At 41.4% G+C, this 15,339-nt stretch carries 15 protein-coding genes; 9 read left to right on the top strand and 6 right to left on the bottom strand.

Features of this window, described 5'->3' with window-relative positions:
* The first annotated feature begins 144 nt into the window (after positions 1-144).
* From FC24_RS09270 to FC24_RS11530, 5 genes are all read left to right on the top strand, one after another.
* Positions 145-465: an ArsR/SmtB family transcription factor gene (locus tag FC24_RS09270; RefSeq protein ID WP_083485680.1), complete on the top strand. Its 321-nt coding sequence runs from the start codon at positions 145-147 to the stop codon at positions 463-465.
* Between the two features lie 15 nt (positions 466-480).
* The gene (locus FC24_RS09275; RefSeq protein ID WP_057874595.1) at positions 481-1,089 is read left to right on the top strand and encodes a cadmium resistance transporter; all 609 of its coding nucleotides are present in this window, start codon (positions 481-483) and stop codon (positions 1,087-1,089) included.
* An 18-nt stretch (positions 1,090-1,107) separates the two neighbouring features.
* Entirely contained in the window at positions 1,108-1,491 is a 384-nt protein-coding gene (locus FC24_RS09280; protein WP_057874596.1) for a DUF6483 family protein, read from the top strand.
* Between the two features lie 361 nt (positions 1,492-1,852).
* Positions 1,853-2,926 (top strand): LCP family glycopolymer transferase, encoded by a 1,074-nt coding sequence (locus FC24_RS09285; RefSeq protein WP_083485681.1) that lies wholly within the window; start codon positions 1,853-1,855, stop codon positions 2,924-2,926.
* Positions 2,927-3,276: 350 nt separating this feature from the next.
* Entirely contained in the window at positions 3,277-3,423 is a 147-nt protein-coding gene (locus tag FC24_RS11530; protein WP_157059116.1) for a hypothetical protein, read from the top strand.
* 105 nt (positions 3,424-3,528) lie between these two features.
* On the opposite strand, the gene FC24_RS09290 is transcribed toward FC24_RS11530, so the two are convergent.
* Positions 3,529-3,813, bottom strand: coding sequence for a hypothetical protein (locus FC24_RS09290; protein ID WP_057874597.1), 285 nt, complete (start codon positions 3,811-3,813; stop codon positions 3,529-3,531).
* Positions 3,814-3,967: 154 nt separating this feature from the next.
* On the opposite strand from FC24_RS09290, the gene FC24_RS09295 reads away from it, so the two are divergent.
* The gene (locus FC24_RS09295) at positions 3,968-4,639 is read left to right on the top strand and encodes a Crp/Fnr family transcriptional regulator (RefSeq protein WP_057874598.1); all 672 of its coding nucleotides are present in this window, start codon (positions 3,968-3,970) and stop codon (positions 4,637-4,639) included.
* Between the two features lie 235 nt (positions 4,640-4,874).
* On the opposite strand, the gene FC24_RS09300 is transcribed toward FC24_RS09295, so the two are convergent.
* A complete protein-coding gene (locus tag FC24_RS09300; RefSeq protein WP_057874599.1) occupies positions 4,875-6,833 on the bottom strand; it encodes an NAD(P)/FAD-dependent oxidoreductase in 1,959 nt (652 codons plus the stop codon).
* A 157-nt stretch (positions 6,834-6,990) separates the two neighbouring features.
* On the opposite strand from FC24_RS09300, the gene FC24_RS09305 reads away from it, so the two are divergent.
* Positions 6,991-8,478, top strand: a complete 1,488-nt coding sequence (locus FC24_RS09305) for a PucR family transcriptional regulator (protein ID WP_057874600.1) — start codon at positions 6,991-6,993, stop codon at positions 8,476-8,478.
* Positions 8,479-8,554: 76 nt separating this feature from the next.
* On the opposite strand, the gene FC24_RS09310 is transcribed toward FC24_RS09305, so the two are convergent.
* Positions 8,555-9,928 (bottom strand): NAD-dependent succinate-semialdehyde dehydrogenase, encoded by a 1,374-nt coding sequence (locus FC24_RS09310; protein ID WP_057874601.1) that lies wholly within the window; start codon positions 9,926-9,928, stop codon positions 8,555-8,557.
* Between the two features lie 177 nt (positions 9,929-10,105).
* Here FC24_RS09310 and FC24_RS09315 point away from each other — a divergent pair, with 177 nt between their 5' ends.
* Complete coding sequence (locus FC24_RS09315; protein ID WP_057874602.1) at positions 10,106-10,486, top strand: VOC family protein; 381 nt, start codon at positions 10,106-10,108, stop codon at positions 10,484-10,486.
* A 315-nt stretch (positions 10,487-10,801) separates the two neighbouring features.
* Here FC24_RS09315 and FC24_RS09320 read toward each other — a convergent pair whose 3' ends face one another.
* A complete protein-coding gene (locus FC24_RS09320) occupies positions 10,802-11,743 on the bottom strand; it encodes a nucleoside hydrolase (RefSeq protein ID WP_057874603.1) in 942 nt (313 codons plus the stop codon).
* Positions 11,744-11,872: 129 nt separating this feature from the next.
* On the bottom strand, positions 11,873-13,309 hold the full coding sequence (locus FC24_RS09325; protein WP_157059117.1) for a pyridoxal phosphate-dependent decarboxylase family protein: 1,437 nt from the start codon (positions 13,307-13,309) through the stop codon (positions 11,873-11,875).
* A gap of 122 nt (positions 13,310-13,431) precedes the next feature.
* Between FC24_RS09325 and FC24_RS09330 the strand changes: the two genes are divergently transcribed.
* Complete coding sequence (locus FC24_RS09330; protein ID WP_057874604.1) at positions 13,432-14,322, top strand: LysR family transcriptional regulator; 891 nt, start codon at positions 13,432-13,434, stop codon at positions 14,320-14,322.
* A 93-nt stretch (positions 14,323-14,415) separates the two neighbouring features.
* Here the strand turns inward: FC24_RS09330 and FC24_RS09335 are convergent, their stop codons facing one another.
* Positions 14,416-15,333: a glycine betaine ABC transporter substrate-binding protein gene (locus FC24_RS09335; protein ID WP_057874605.1), complete on the bottom strand. Its 918-nt coding sequence runs from the start codon at positions 15,331-15,333 to the stop codon at positions 14,416-14,418.
* Positions 15,334-15,339 lie beyond the last annotated feature (6 nt).

The following is a 15,339-nucleotide window of genomic DNA, read 5'->3' on the forward strand; positions in this document are numbered from 1 at the left end:
CTTACCGCCCAGAAAGCAGCTTAATAAAGTTGTCCAATTTTAAGGGTTCACTTCATGCCGGTGCTTTTTTATCTGTACTTGCAATTCATATTAGAAACGACTAATATGAAAAGGTAAGCGCATCCATTTAAAGAAGGTGGCCATATGATGGTAACGCAAGCCAAATTGATTCATGCTTTGAATAACAAAATCCGTTTGGCAATTTTGGAAAATTTACAAGCTGGACCCAAAAATGTGACGCAGCTGGTTAACGCAGTGGGTGCCAGTCAATCTAATGTGTCCCAGCATTTAGCTTGTTTGCGCGATTGTGGGTTAATCCAGCAAACACGCCAAGGTAAATTTTATTATTACAAATTAACTAATCATGAAATTATGACGTTACTGACGCAAATGTCGCGGGTAATTGATAGCTTGAACTGGCAAGAAGAAACAACGCAAGTCGCTTGCCCCAGCCACATGCCATAATGGAAAGGTCGTTTTATGGGAAAATTAATTTTATCGGGGGCGGCGGCTTATGTCTCCACTAGCATTGACAATTTGATTATTTTAGCCCTAGTTTTCAGCCGGGCAAAAACCCGGCAGGATAAACTGGCAGTTTACTTAGGTGATTTGGCTGGTACTAGCGTTTTGGTCGTCACTGCGCTGATTTTAGCGTTTATTTTACACTTTGTTCCTGATCAATGGTTGTTGGGCTTACTGGGCATTATCCCAATTGTAATGGGCGTGAAATTATTGATTGTCGGGGATGACGACGATGATGCGGTGGTCAATCAGACGTTAAAACAGCGTCGCAGTCTATTTGTCAGTATGGCCTTAATCACCATAGCATCGTGTGGTGCGGATAATATTGGCATTTATGTGCCGTATTTTGTGACACTGACACCAGGCGCAGTAGTCGTCGTATTGTTAACTTTTTTTGTGATGCTAACGTTATTTTGCTTAACGGGTTATTTACTAGTTAAACTGCCAGTGGTGGCCCGGTTTTTAGATCAGTACGGCCGCTGGTTAACTGCAGCAGTTTACATTTTATTAGGACTTTACATCATGTACGAAAGTGGCACTTGGACCCATTTAGTAGCTTGGTTTTAAGAATGAAGGAGGACGACCATGCAAGACGAAAGCGACTATTTAATGCGGCAGATTAAAGCTTTTGCGGAAGGCTTAGGCTATTTGCTGAGCAAACGTAAGAACGATACTGACACCGAAATTGTCTTTCATATGGATGAGCCGTTATTACCGCACCAAACAGAATTGCAAAAATTAATTAGTGCTAAGCAGTATTCGGAAGCCGCCACGCGCTTGTTAAAATTGCGCTACGCGATGCCTGAAATCACCTTTTTAAAGTTAGGCGCTTGGTTTTACGATACTTTAAACCGACGAAGCACGGCTGATTTAAATCAACATGGCTATTCACGCCAAGCGATTGTGGCAGGTTTAAAACAGTTACAACGACTGCAAGCAGAACAACAAGCCCTGGAAAAAGGCGATTGAGCTTTACTTTTTTATAAACAATCTTTCAAGTTAATGGGACGGTTTCGTCACAATTTATTCACATCTGGTGCGTATAGTAAACAGCATAGAGATAAGGACCCCACCTAATCCCTAACCCAAAAGTGATTTCTATTATCCCTCTAGTAATGGAAATCTCCCCCTTAACTCCTTTTCCAGCGTAAATCCATACGCTGGTTTTTTGATGCGTATTTTTTTAAATTAAGTACAAGTTCTGGTTTAAAGTAATGAAATGATTGAAAAAAGTTAAAAAAGCGCAAACTTCGTAAAAAAGTCACCTAAAATGACGAAAAAAAGGTAAACTAGAGGTAAAGCAAATGATAAAGGTAGGTTAGGGAGAGCAATGGATCAACGCACACGACGCGAGATGAATAGAAATAAAAAACACAAACATTTAGGTTTGAAAATCACTTTAATTATTGTCGCACTGCTAATTATCGGTGTTGGTGGTGTTTTTGGGATGATGTGGCACCAAACCCGGTCCACATTTAACAAGATTTATGACACGGACGGAACTGCTCACAATACGGCGATTAAAAAGAAAAAGCCGTTTTCAATTTTGTTACTGGGTGCTGATACCGGTGCAGACGGCCGGATTAGTCGCGGGAATTCTGACACGATTATGGTCGTTACATTGAACCCGAATACTAAAAAGACAGTGATTTACAGCATCGCTCGGGACACCTTAGCAGAAATGGTGGGGACAAAATCCTTAAACGTGCAAAAATTAAATGCTGCTTATAATATTGGCGAATCAAAAATGGCAAAAGCCAGCGTCAGTAAATTACTGAACGTACCAATTAATTATTATGCCGCAATTAACATGGGCGGCTTGGAGAAAATTGTCAATGCGGTTGGTGGTGTGACAGTGAATGCCTCAATGGACGTCACCTTTGATGGCATCACGATTCCGAAAGGTAAACACCACTTAAACGGTAAACAAGCACTGGCGTATTCTCGGATGCGTTACCAAGACCCACGGGGTGACTACGGCCGCCAATTACGGCAACAAGAAGTCATGATGGCAGTGGTTAAAAAATTAGCAACGCCAAGTGGCATCACCAAATACGGCGACATGATGGAATCGCTGGAACCTTATTTGCGGACAGACATTACCTTAAATGACGCCGTAAAATTGGCCACTAACTACCGTAGCAATATGGATAATGTGTCGTCAAAACAACTGAAAGAAAAATCGGCGACGATTAATGGTAGCTCTTACCAAGTACCATCGACCAAAATTCTACAACATACGTCAAATGAATTGCGCCAGCAGCTAGGTTTATCTAAAGAAAAACTAGATAACCAAAATACCCGACTAAACGCCTTAAACGAAGCCTTCTTCAACGACGAAAACAGTCAAAACTACGACACAAACGGCGCAGTAACCCAGTATTACACCAATAATACGTATTAAAAAAAGAGTGCAACAGAAGCCGGTTAACTGTTGAGCATTAGTCTAGCCTAGTTGGTGATTCGCGCAGCGGATTGCCAACTAGGCGTAACTAAGCGGAAACAGTTGGCTTCTGTTGCACGTTTACTGCAGCGGTGGTGACTGATTGCAGAAAGCGGGAGCTTCTGAGGACTAGCCTAAGCAGGCAAGTTATTTGCGAAGCAAATGTTTTGACTGCTGTAGCTAGACGGAAGAAGCTGCTTTCTGTTGCACGTTTACTGCCGCGGTGGTGGATAAAAAATTGATGAGCCGGTTAACTGTTGAGCATTAGCTCAGCTTAGCAGGAAATTTGCAAAGCAAATTGACGGCTAAGCGTGGCTACTATTCCACAATTAAGGAAGATTTTCGTACCGAAAATCTCTGATGTTTCAGACGTTGGCCATTCAGCTACGGCAAAAATCGCCGAGTTGAAACATGGCAAGCGGAAACAGTTGGCTTTTGTTGCACGTTTACTGCCGTGATGGTGACTGATTGCCGCAGCAGGCGCTATTTTCTTCTACTGCGCGACTTATTTCTTACGTAGATAACGGGCAAGCCATAATTGGCTTGCTCGTTTTTACTAGCTATTAATGCGCTACTGTAAGGCAAGCTTGCCACAATGCAATAAACAAGTCCGATAGCGGTAGTGGTTGTGCTAAAAGTGTAATGGTGGTATGTTGCTGTGTGCAAAAAGCCAGGCCGTTTGGGCAAGCGTGTAAACTGGTTTGAATTTTAGACAGGGGAAAAGTTTGTTGTTGCCGAGTTTTAGCATCGATGATGAGCAGTTGTTTGCCATCAAAATGCAATTCGGCAAAGTAAAAACTGTCGAGTCCAAACTGATCCGTGACTTGAATGATCCCTGCTTTTTTCATGTGATCGCCTCCACCTTGAACCTTAATTAATTCCAGCATAAGCTCTGGAACGCGTTCCAGTGCAAGTTTTATGCAAAAATTTAGTCCTAACAGGAGTCCAGCTTTTAATTGATGAATGCGTTATACTAGAATTAGCGAAATAATGGAGGCGGAAATGATGGTTCATGACGCAAAAGCATGCATTCAATTAGTGCCAATTTTTCAGTCTTTATCGACTAAAGAAAAAGCCGAAGTTGCAACTTTAGTTCGCCACCACCACTTTGCAGCTGGCGAAAGCCTTTTTACAGCTGGGGATGCGGTGACGTCTTTATTAATTGTTGCTCACGGCCAAGTTAAAATTACACAAATCGCGGCAAACGGTAAGGAACAATTACTTTATTTACTCAATCCAGGTGATTTTGATGGTGAAGCAGCACTATTTAAAGCGAGCACCCGGCAAAACTTTGGGACAGCGTTATCGGCAACGGATGTTTGCTTAATTCGCCGGGAAGACTTTCAAAAATTATTGCAGCGTTCGCCCCAATTAGCGCTAAACATTTTAAATGCATTTGGCCAACGATTAGCGAGTGTGACTGAACAAACGACGCGTACCACCACTGCTTCAATTGAAGAGCGCTTAGCCATGTATTTGTTGGAAACTGCTGGTAAAAATACAGCAGATTTTACACTACCCCTCAAGAAAAAAGATATTGCCAGTTATTTGGGAACAACGCCGGAAACCATCAGTCGCAAGTTCCGCGATTTTGCTGATGCGGGTTTAATTAAAAAATTAGCGGTCAATCGCTTTCAAATTTTAGATCCTGATCAGTTGGCGTTGATGGAATGACAATGTGCTTTAATTAAAAAATTAAGTTTTAAACGTATTGGTTTGTAATATTTGATGGTAGCAAACACTGTTAGTCTTAGTTGCAATAAATAAACAAGCCATTCTAACGTAGCGACAAAAAAGGACTGTGACAAAAGAAATTCTTTTGTTACAGTCCTTTTTGCTGACATAGGCTTATTTTGATTACTAAATAGCTACTCAGTATTATAGGGCATATAATTTTTGGTGTTATTAGCTAGTCGCGATCAGTGGCAAAAACATAAGCTTTAGAGTAGCCATCTCGCATGGCTTCTGCAATTCTACCAGCCTGTTGGGCGTCACCGATCATTCTGACATGGTTGAAATGTTGCTTAAATGGTTCACTTTGTTGAGCATTAGGGGTAACACCTAATGCAAGTACAACTGTATCTGCACTAAGCGTTTGTGACTGTTGATTAGTAGTGTCCATGACATCGATCTGGGAACCCCGAATACCAGTTAAGCGTTTATTGGTCATAATTTGTGGCTGATATTGTTTTAGACGCCCCATGAGATCCATTAAAATGGTTGGGTTAATGCCAATACCTAATTTGGCTTGCATTTCAACAATCGTTACCGGATGGTCTTCACTAGCAATTTTCTCTGCTGTTTCTAATCCAGTCATACCTGAACCAATTACGGCAACCTGACCGGATACTTGTGCTTTTCCGGCTAAGTAATCTTCTGCAGTAATGACGTGTTTTTGGTGAATGCCTGGCAGGTCAGGAACGATTGGCTGTGCCCCATTAGCGATAAAAACACCAGCAGGATGGTGCGCTTCAATTTTGGCAATAGTTGCTTGCTCATTCAAATGAAGTTCAATGTTGGATTCGGCTTTTACTTGGTTAATTAAATGTTGATTGAACAAGGTGATTTTGTCTTTTAGTAGTGGTTTATCAGCTAAATTTAATGTGCCTCCTAATTGAGGTTGTTGATCGTATAAAATAACCTTAAATTTGCGTCTTGCCAGCGTTTTAGCGGCTTCCATGCCACCAGGACCACCACCAATTACCGCAACGATTTGTTGTTTACCATCTGGTTTAAGCTTGGTGAATTCACGTTCACGCCCTAATCTTGGATTGACAGCGCAGATAATGTGTTTACCTGACTGTAGTGCGCCAAAGCAAAGTAAGCAGCCAATGCAAGGGGTGATTTGGTCACTTTGGCCAATTGCCGCTTTATGAGCCCAGTTAGGATCTGCTAGGGTGGCACGAGCAACGCCAATAAAATCACAAACATTTTCGGTGAGTAGTTGTTCAGCTACTTCGGGTGTCTTAATGTTATTTACAGCAATGACAGGGAGATTGATGTTTGCTTTGATCGTCTGTGCTAATTCTTTTTTCCAACCTTGTGCGTAGGAACCTGGTTCAACGATGGTTGGTGCACTTTCGTAAACACCGCTAGAAACATTAATCGCACTAACACCATATTTCTCTAGTGCTTTGGCAATTTTAACTGTATCAGTTAGCTGTAAGCCACCAGTGATAAATTCTTTTGCACTGAGGCGGACGCTGATAGGATAGTCGGTGCCGCACAATTGTTGAATGCCAGCGATAATTTCTTTTAGGATGCGTAGACGATTAGTGAAATTACCACCATATTGATCTTCGCGATGATTTGAATAAGGTGATAAGAATTGATTTAGCAAATAGCCATGAGCAGCATGTAATTCAACCCCATCAATACCTGCTGTTTTAGCAATGACTGCGCCCTTTATAAAAGCTTTGATAAGTTGTTGCACTTCTTCTGTTGTCAGTGCGTGGGGGACTTCTTTAACTGTTTTGTCGGCAATCGCTGATGGGGCAACAATTTGTCGTCCGCCAATTAGTTGTGATGTTGTTTCGCGACCAGGATGATGAAGTTGAACAAAAATTTTTGTGTCATATTTGTGAACGGCGTCTGCCAGTCGCTGTAACTGTGGAATTTGTTTGGGATCCGTCACTGCTAGTTGCTTATAAGTTGCCGCACCATACTGATCATCGATCCGGGTGACTTCTGTAATGATTAAGCCAACGCCACCGCGTGCGCGTTCAGTATAGTATTGGATGATATCATCGTTTGCTTCGCCGTTGGTTTCAGCCAAAGAAACGCCCATAGCTGGCATCACAATTTTATTTTTTAATGATAATTTACCAATTTTTCCTGGTTGAAAAAGCTTATTAAATGGTTGATTCATATTATTTCCTCCCTTAATGTGAAAACCATAACTTGTAATCGGTTACTAATTTCACATTAGCACAGAAAATTGGTAAAATTAAGGTACATTTTAGCTATAGTTTATTGCTGTAAACTGTGCAATTTGCCTAAATTGATCATTTGAAGGTGTTTTGATTATGAAAATTAGCGAAATTATGCACAAACTCGCACATCACTACATTTTGTCACAGATTCAAATTAAATCTGATACGATTATCGATTCGATTCAAATTTATACACCGCAACAAGGCACCTATGAGTTACACACTTTATATATTGGTCAAATTCAATCAGAAGCACCTTTAAAGTTGCTCAATTTAGCAGCTAATGGTGACTGGAATCAAGCAGTAGTCCGCTGTCCATGCGTTTCAAACACTAAGTCCGTTTTAGCTGATCAAGGATTAATTGCAGTGTTTAATACTGCAAATGGTTTTCTTGCGCAGGAAAGACAGCAAACTAATCAACTGGATACTATTTTACAATGGAGTTTAAACCATGATTACCAGACGGTCTTAAACGTTGCTGCTAAGCAATTGAATAATACATTGATGGTGATTGATCAAAATTACCGAGTACTCGCCTATTCCCGTACCTTTCCCTTTCCAGACCCATTATGGCAACGGAACATTGATCAAGGTTATGCCGAGTTAGATTTTATTCATGGCATTCAAAAAATAAGCCATCAAACGCCAACTTCATCTCAGAATAGCTATCGTTTTCCTTGCCCAAATTCAACTTATCAACGTTTAGTTGCACAATTATACTTTAAACAACAAGCTGTAGGGTACATTGTCATGTTTAATGATCAACAGGATTTTACGATATTACAAAAGCAATTATTACCTCAGATTGGCCAAATTATCAGTGATTTGTTGGGAAAAACTGCTATTTTTAAAGACCATCAAATCACTGTGAAGGGACAAGTGTTAGCGGATGTTCTGCGTGGCGTTAACCAAAAGGCGATTCGAGTAAATGCTAAAATTATCAATTATACATTACCGAAACGGATGCGCTTCCTTGCCATCAAGTCTTTTAATCCAGCACAAACAGTACGCCAACTACGCGAACTATTTCCTCAGGCATTAACCGTTTTTTATCAAAATCGATTAGTTGCGTTATTGCCACTTAATTTAAGCGCACCTGAGATAAATTGGCAACAAATTCAACAAAAGCTACAAAGCCAGCTAATTATTTCAGAGGCTTATACTGACTTTTTTGCTACGCCAAAACATTATCAGCTCATACAACGAATTGAAAAGTTAACGTCACAATTAGAAAAACAACAGCAGATTGTTTTTTGTCGTGATTATTATTTCACTTTGCTTTTAGCACAAGCTGAAAAATCTCAGGATTTGACTGTTTTAAGGGACCCTAACATTCAACACTTACACCAATACGATCAGCAAAATCAAACTGCGTTACTGTCAACTTTAGCTCAGTACATTGATTGTGGTGGTAACCAAACGAAAACCGCGCAAAAATTATTTATTCACCGTAATACATTATTAAATCGGTTGCGTAAGATCACTGCTTTGACAGGGTTAAATTTAAAGGAAAGTCAGCACTGGTTTCAATTATTATGTGGGTTGAAATTACAACAATATTTGAAGTATTCGGGCGGTTAAAAATAAAGCAACATACAATTCGACATCATTGCCGAATTTGTATGTTGCTTTTTAATGTTTAATTAATGAAAAAAACTTATTTATCCGTTGTGTTAATTACTAAGTGCTCATTAACAAAAGCATTTAAGCCGAGATCACTTAATTCACGGCCGTAGCCAGAGTTTTTAACCCCGCCAAAAGGTAATTCTGGCAAGGATAACCAGCCGGAGTTGATAAATGACATGCCGGTTTCAATTTGTTCAGCCACCCGGTTAGCGTGTTCTGGATCTGCGGAGAAGACAGAACCACCTAAACCGTAGCTGGAATCGTTGGCTAAAGCAATGGCTTCTTCTTCAGAGTTTACTTTGTAAACCGCAGCGACTGGGCCAAATAATTCTTGGTTATAAATCGGGTTGTCTTTGGTAATGTTAGTTAAAATTGTTGGCGGGAAGAATTGGCCTGGTAAATCAATGGGTTCATTACCGTAATAAACTTTTGCACCGCCATCAATTGCAGCTTGGACTTGTTTAGTCAATTTTTCTTTGGCATTTTTCGTGCATAATGGGGCTAAAGTGGTTTCTTTGGCTAATGGATCACCTGGTTTAACTGCTGCAAAGCCAGCTTTCAAATGTTCCAAGAAGTCATCGTAATGATCTGCCATCACAATGAAACGTTTGGAAGATGTGCAGACTTGACCAGCATTATACAAGCGTGCTTGTGGCGCGACTTTGTGAACCAGATCAAAGTCAGCATCGTCTAAAATGATGAAGGCATCATTACCGCCAAGTTCCATTGAAGACTTCTTCAAGTTTTCTCCAGCCGCTTTAGCGACAGAGCTACCACCACGTTCCGAGCCGGTTAACGCGACACCAGTTACCCGTGGATCCGCGATTGCTTTAGAAACTTGATCATAGTTAACAAATAAGTTCTTGAAACTGCCTTTAGGTGCGCCTGCTTTTTGAACTAATTTATCAAAGGCGTCTGCAGAGCCTGGAATGTTGGACGCATGTTTTAAAATCATTGGGTTGCCCACCATAAAGTTAGGCGCGAAAACCCGGACAATTTGGTACAGCGGGAAATTCCAAGGCTCAACGGCAAAGATGACACCTGTAGCTTGTTTGGCATAATAAGCTTTGCCAGCATCGGTTTTTAATGGAACTGGTTTTAATAAATCAGCACCGTGGTCGGCGTAGTAATCAACAATGTTAGCACATAGATCGACTTCGCCTTCCGCTTCGGTTAATAATTTGCCCATTTCTTTAGTCATGATTGTGGCTAGTTCAGTTTTTTGCTCCCGAAGTAAGACAGCCACTTTTTTCAAGTAAGGCGCCCGGGAAGCAGGATCATCATTGCGCCAAGTCTTATATAATTGGTGTGCGTCAGATAATGCTGCTTCTAAATCGGCATCTGTCGCGTCAGGATAGGTTTTCAATAATTCATTCGTGTAAGGATTAATTGATTGGTATGCCATAGTTATCCTTCCTTTCATTTAGTTTCGATTATAGTAGCTAATGAAAGCGAATTCAATCTTTCTGCTTAATTTTTTGGTAAGTGCGTTTCGCTTAACAGCGAAATGCCGCGAATTGACGCCACTTAGCAAATGCGTTAATGTCAGGAGTAACTTAGGCTGATCAGGAGGAGTGAGAGCATGAAAATTTCCCACGTTGCACTTTACGTCAATGATTTAGAACAGATGCGGGCCTTTTATGAAACTTATTTTAATGCGCAGGTTAACCAAAAATATCACAATCCACAAACTGGCTTAATAACTTATTTTTTAACGTTTGCGGATCAAACGCGACTTGAATTGATGCAGCGACCGGATGTGATGCAACATCCACACAAATTAGTACAAGGGTACACCCACGTTGCGTTTAGTTTGGGCGATTCCGCCCTAGTGGACCAACTAACAAGTAAATTAGCCGCCGCTGACTACAAAATTGCTAATGGCCCGCGGACAACTGGTGATGGCTACTATGAAAGTGTGGTTTTAGACCCAGAAGGTAATCAGATCGAGTTAACCATTTAGTTGGGAAGGTTGGATGTCAGTTTGGTTAACTGTTTGGCAGCCTAATTGGTATTAACATTTATTTTTTAATGGAATGGTCATCAAAAAAGTCCCCATGATGCTGGCTTTGGCTAGCATGGTGGGGACGTTTTGCTTCACGTGAAACATAAAATGTTCTACTTTGGTGGAACATCATTAAGGATAGGGATAATATCAATCATTACTTCAATGATTACAGTAAACAATTATTAATAGTGCGTAAAAAATAAATTACACAGTTATTTTTTACTATCGGGTAATTTAAGTTCAGAATTTTTCGTTTTTAGTGGACTTCATTTAATGAAGCGGTGCATTTTTAGCCAACATGTCAATTTTATCAAAGAAAGCATCCGCATGGACATTCGTTACAAAAGTTAATGGGCGTCCATTGGTGTTGATTTCAGTTCGTCCTGCAGCTGGGCCAGTGGCAATAACGGTACTGTTAACTTGCGTAGTGTCTACTAGCTCTGGATAATGGCTGACTAATGTGGTGAGAACATCCCAAAGGTAGTAAGTTGAATTGGCTTCAAATGAGTGGACTAAAGAATAGCCTTGTCCGATTAAGTCTAGCGCAGGGTAACGCCGCTGTTTTGCCCAACGTTGGCGCAAAGCTTGGGTTAACGGAACTTGGTTAGTGCTATCAAGTCCGACCATAACAATTGGTAAATCAGAATCCCAAACCGTTTTAACTGCAGCAGGATCCCAGTAAGCATTCCATTCTACAGTACCATCTTGTCCAGGTTCTGCCACATTTCCTTGGCTGTTTAATGTTCCGCCCATCCAGTACAAGGTTTGGATCTGATTGACAATAGTTGGCTCAACAGTTAAAGCACGAGCTAGATCTGTTAGTGGCCCTGTCATGACTAAAGTAACTTTACTATCTACTTGTTTTATTTTTTCAATCATATCTAAGTGCGCTGGTTGTTTTGCAATGGGAATAGTGGGTTTACCTGCTTCATTTAAAATTGGAAAATCATCAAATGAAAAAGCGCTTAATCGCCATTCTTTAGGAAATTGATGTACTGGCCGTGAGTCAGATTTAGCTACAGCGGTCGGTTGGCGGTTGGCGGTACCAAAACGGGAAATGATTTTGCGGGAAGCAGATACGGCAGGATCGATGTAACCATCAGCATCAATCACACTAACACCGATGAGCTTAACTTCTGGCATTTGCAGTAATAATAAAAGAGAAACCAAATCATCCACATTACCATCATGATTAAAATAAACACTTTGCATAAAGCTGGCCTCCAGTTATTTTTATATTAGTGTAAGCAAATTAAAAGCATTATTCAAGCCCCCATTGCCACATACAAGAAATCCCCGCTTGCCAATTTTAAATTGACAAGCGGGGATAATGACAGCATTTTAATTTTGACCAACTGCTATCCGGTGTTGTTGCACTAAGTTTTGGCAAATTTGCGTTAGCTTTTGAATGGTGGCTTTAATGTCAGTTTCGGCAGTATTCGGGTTAATAATGCATAACCGCAACACTTTATGCCCATTAAGTTCAGTGGTGTAAACACCTGCAAAGCCCGTGGCCAGCATTTTTTGGGAAATTTGTTGGTTAAGTTCGTCCTGCTGCGCTTCAGATAAATTTTGCGGGGCGTAGCGGAAGGTGATCATCGCCAGCTGAGCTGGTGACGTAATTTCCACTTGTGGTACGTTGCGTAATACTTTTTCTGCATACTGGGTCATTTCAACGCCGTGATCGATAGTCGCGCCGATTTTATCGCTGCCTAAGACTTGTAAGGTGAGCCATAATTTAAGCGCGCGAGCTGGGCGGGTTAATTCAATGCTCATGTCGGCGGGATTAAAGTGCGCGTGTTTACTTTCCAAATCTTTTAAATATTCGGGGTGGGCGTAGTAACTATTTAGCAAGTCTGCTTTATCTTTTACTAGCACCATACTAGAAGAATAGGTTTGAAAAAGCCACTTATGGCCGTCCCAGCTGACACTATCCGCAGCTGCAATCCCATCGAGGACGTGCCGGTAACGTTGCGACAGTAAAATTGAAGCACCAAACGCGCCGTCAACGTGCAACCACATGTTAAAGTTGCGGCAGATGGCGGTGATGTCCTTCAACGGATCAATGCTACCGGTGTTAGTGGTACCGGCAGTGGCAATGACTAGAAATGGGATGGCGCCATTAGCTTTGTCCTGCATGATGGTTTTCTTCAGTGCATTAACGTCTAATCTGAAATCAGCGTCAACCGGAATTTTACGAATTTGCCGATCGCTGAGCCCAATGACGTGTAAATCTTTAATCACCGAACTGTGGGTTTGGTTTGAAATGTACGCTGTGCCTAAATGTTGATTTTCTGGCGTCAGTATTTTATGCCGCGCGGCAACCAAAGCGGTTAATGTCGCCATGGAGCCACCGGAAACGAAGACACCACTGGCTTTTGGGCCATAACCGACTTTGTCACAGAACCAGCGGACTAGTTTTTGCTCAATTTCCACCGCCGTTGGGCTAACGGTCCATTCTGCAGCGTGGACATTGTAGGCGCTGGATAACACGTCGCCTAACCAAGAAACTAGCGATGATGGTCCCGGTACAAAGCCGAAATGCCGTGGGTGACGCATGTTATCACCGTAAGCATAAATATCGGTTAACATTTCTGAAACTGCAGTGGTTAATGGCCGCCCTTCACGGGGGATTGGCTTGGCCGCAATTTTTTGCCGAATGCTTGCGTCTGCAGGTTTGCGGACGGGTGCTGCTTTCAATTGCTCATCTTGAGTTAACATCTCATCGACGAACTGATTCAATACTTGTTTAATTTCTTCACGCGTTGGCGTTGCCAATTTAATCACCTCAGTTATATTTTTATCCTTGACAGTCACTGCTTTCCATACTAACTTAAAATTAGTTATTAGTGAAATTCATAATTTAGATAAAGTTATTAAAAAAATTAATAGGTGAGTTTATGGAAATTAGAAATGTTAAAGCATTTTTAGCTGTAGCGGCCAGTCATAGTTTTTCGCAAGCCGCTCAACAGCTTGGTTATTCGCAATCAGCGATTACAGTGCAGATACAAAATTTAGAAAGTGAATTAGGCGTGCGGCTGTTTGAACGGTTGAATAACCAAGTTTCATTGACGCAAGCTGGCAAAAATTTCATGTTTTATGCCCATGAATTGATTAACGTGGTCACCAGTGCCACAGCTGGTGCCAAAAAGGCCTCCCAGATTTCAGGAATTTTACGCATTGGTAGTGTGGAATCCATCACCACATCATTGCTGCCTGATATTTTACTGGCGTTTCATAAGCACTATCCAGCAGTGCAAACGGTGGTGTACACTACGGGCAAAGATTCTCTAACTGACATGTTGGTAAAAAATAACGTAGATTTATTTTTTACGTTAGACCGGCGCAAAACGGACCCGCAATTTAAAAATAAATTGTTACAAAAACAGCCGATTGTCTTCGTAGGACCACCGAATCAGCGTTTTACCGCAGCTAAATTAACGTTGGCGCAAATTGTCCAGTGGCCGTTTATTTTAACGGAAGCCGGGGAGAGCTACCGGTATGAGTTGGATCGATTGTTAGATGGGGAAGGGCTGCACATTCAGCCAATTTTAGAAATTGGTAATGCAGAAACCATCATACATTTAGTCAAGCGGGGCATGGGGTATTCATTTTTACCATTTTTTGCTGTAAAAAATGCGCTACAACACCAATCGATTCAACAATTACCGGTGATTTTTCCAGATTTACAAATTTGGGCCCAGTTAGTCTTACACAAAGATAAGTGGATTACACCAGAGATGGCGGCATTTATCGATTTAGTGCAAGGGTATTTAGAGCCAGCAACTTAATTATGAAAAGTATGTGTGCTACCAGGCGGCACACGTTTTAGAATAAGACCATAAAAAAGCACCAGCAGATTCTGCTGGTGCTTTTACTGTTATTTAGTTGTTACTACCCTTTAAATCTTCGATGGAGTTGATGTTCTTCATGTACTTCGGAACTGCCAACCCAATCCGGGCACCTTTCAGGTTTGTCCGTACCAAATCATACTGGCCTTTGTACTTCTTCGCAAAGGCAGCGTGGGTTGCTGGTAATTCAGCAGTGATGGTAGCGTCGACCTTCTTAGAAACGACGGCCTGCCACATCACGCCCACATCCAGTTGCTGGATGGTAGCGTCGTAACCTTTATCCTTTAAAAGCTGTCTGACCACTGCGTTTGCAGCGTATTCATAGTCATATGGCATGTAAGCTAAGCTAATCTTCTTACCATGACCATCTGGCACGCCAGCTAGGAGCTGGTTGACTTTCTTCGGATTATTTTTGACAAACTTCTTAGCGGCCTTCTTCGCGCTCATCCCATGATGAATGTTCATCATGACAGGTGCAGCTTCTTTCAAGGTCCAGTGGAAGTTTTGCAAGAATTTATAGGCACCAGGATTGTCTTTCTTCAAACCAAAGCGAGCGATCGTACTTTCATGTTCACCTTGGCCAAAGACATTTTTCGGATCCTTCAAAAATTTCAATGGATATTCATAAAACATCCAGTGCGGTTGATAAGCTGGAATGACAATTGGTTGTTTGTATTTTACAGCTTTATCTACGGTACTTAACATCGAGGCCGTTGAACTTGGCATTAACTGCCAGTTCTTGGCTTTCAATCCATAAACATCAATGGCTTTATCCGTTGAGTCCATAATGCCTGAAGAAGCATCCATCCCAGTGATGGTGTAGTTAATCTGCGGGCCTAAATCTTTATTCGGATTATAGGCGGCAGGTTTACTGCCACTACAACCTGCTAGTAGAAAAACAAAGCCTAGGATAGCAACGTTACTAAGCCAAAAGCGAAGCTTCCGTCTCAAAACATT

The organism is Loigolactobacillus rennini DSM 20253 (assembly GCF_001436505.1).
GTDB classification, from domain to species: domain Bacteria; phylum Bacillota; class Bacilli; order Lactobacillales; family Lactobacillaceae; genus Loigolactobacillus; species Loigolactobacillus rennini.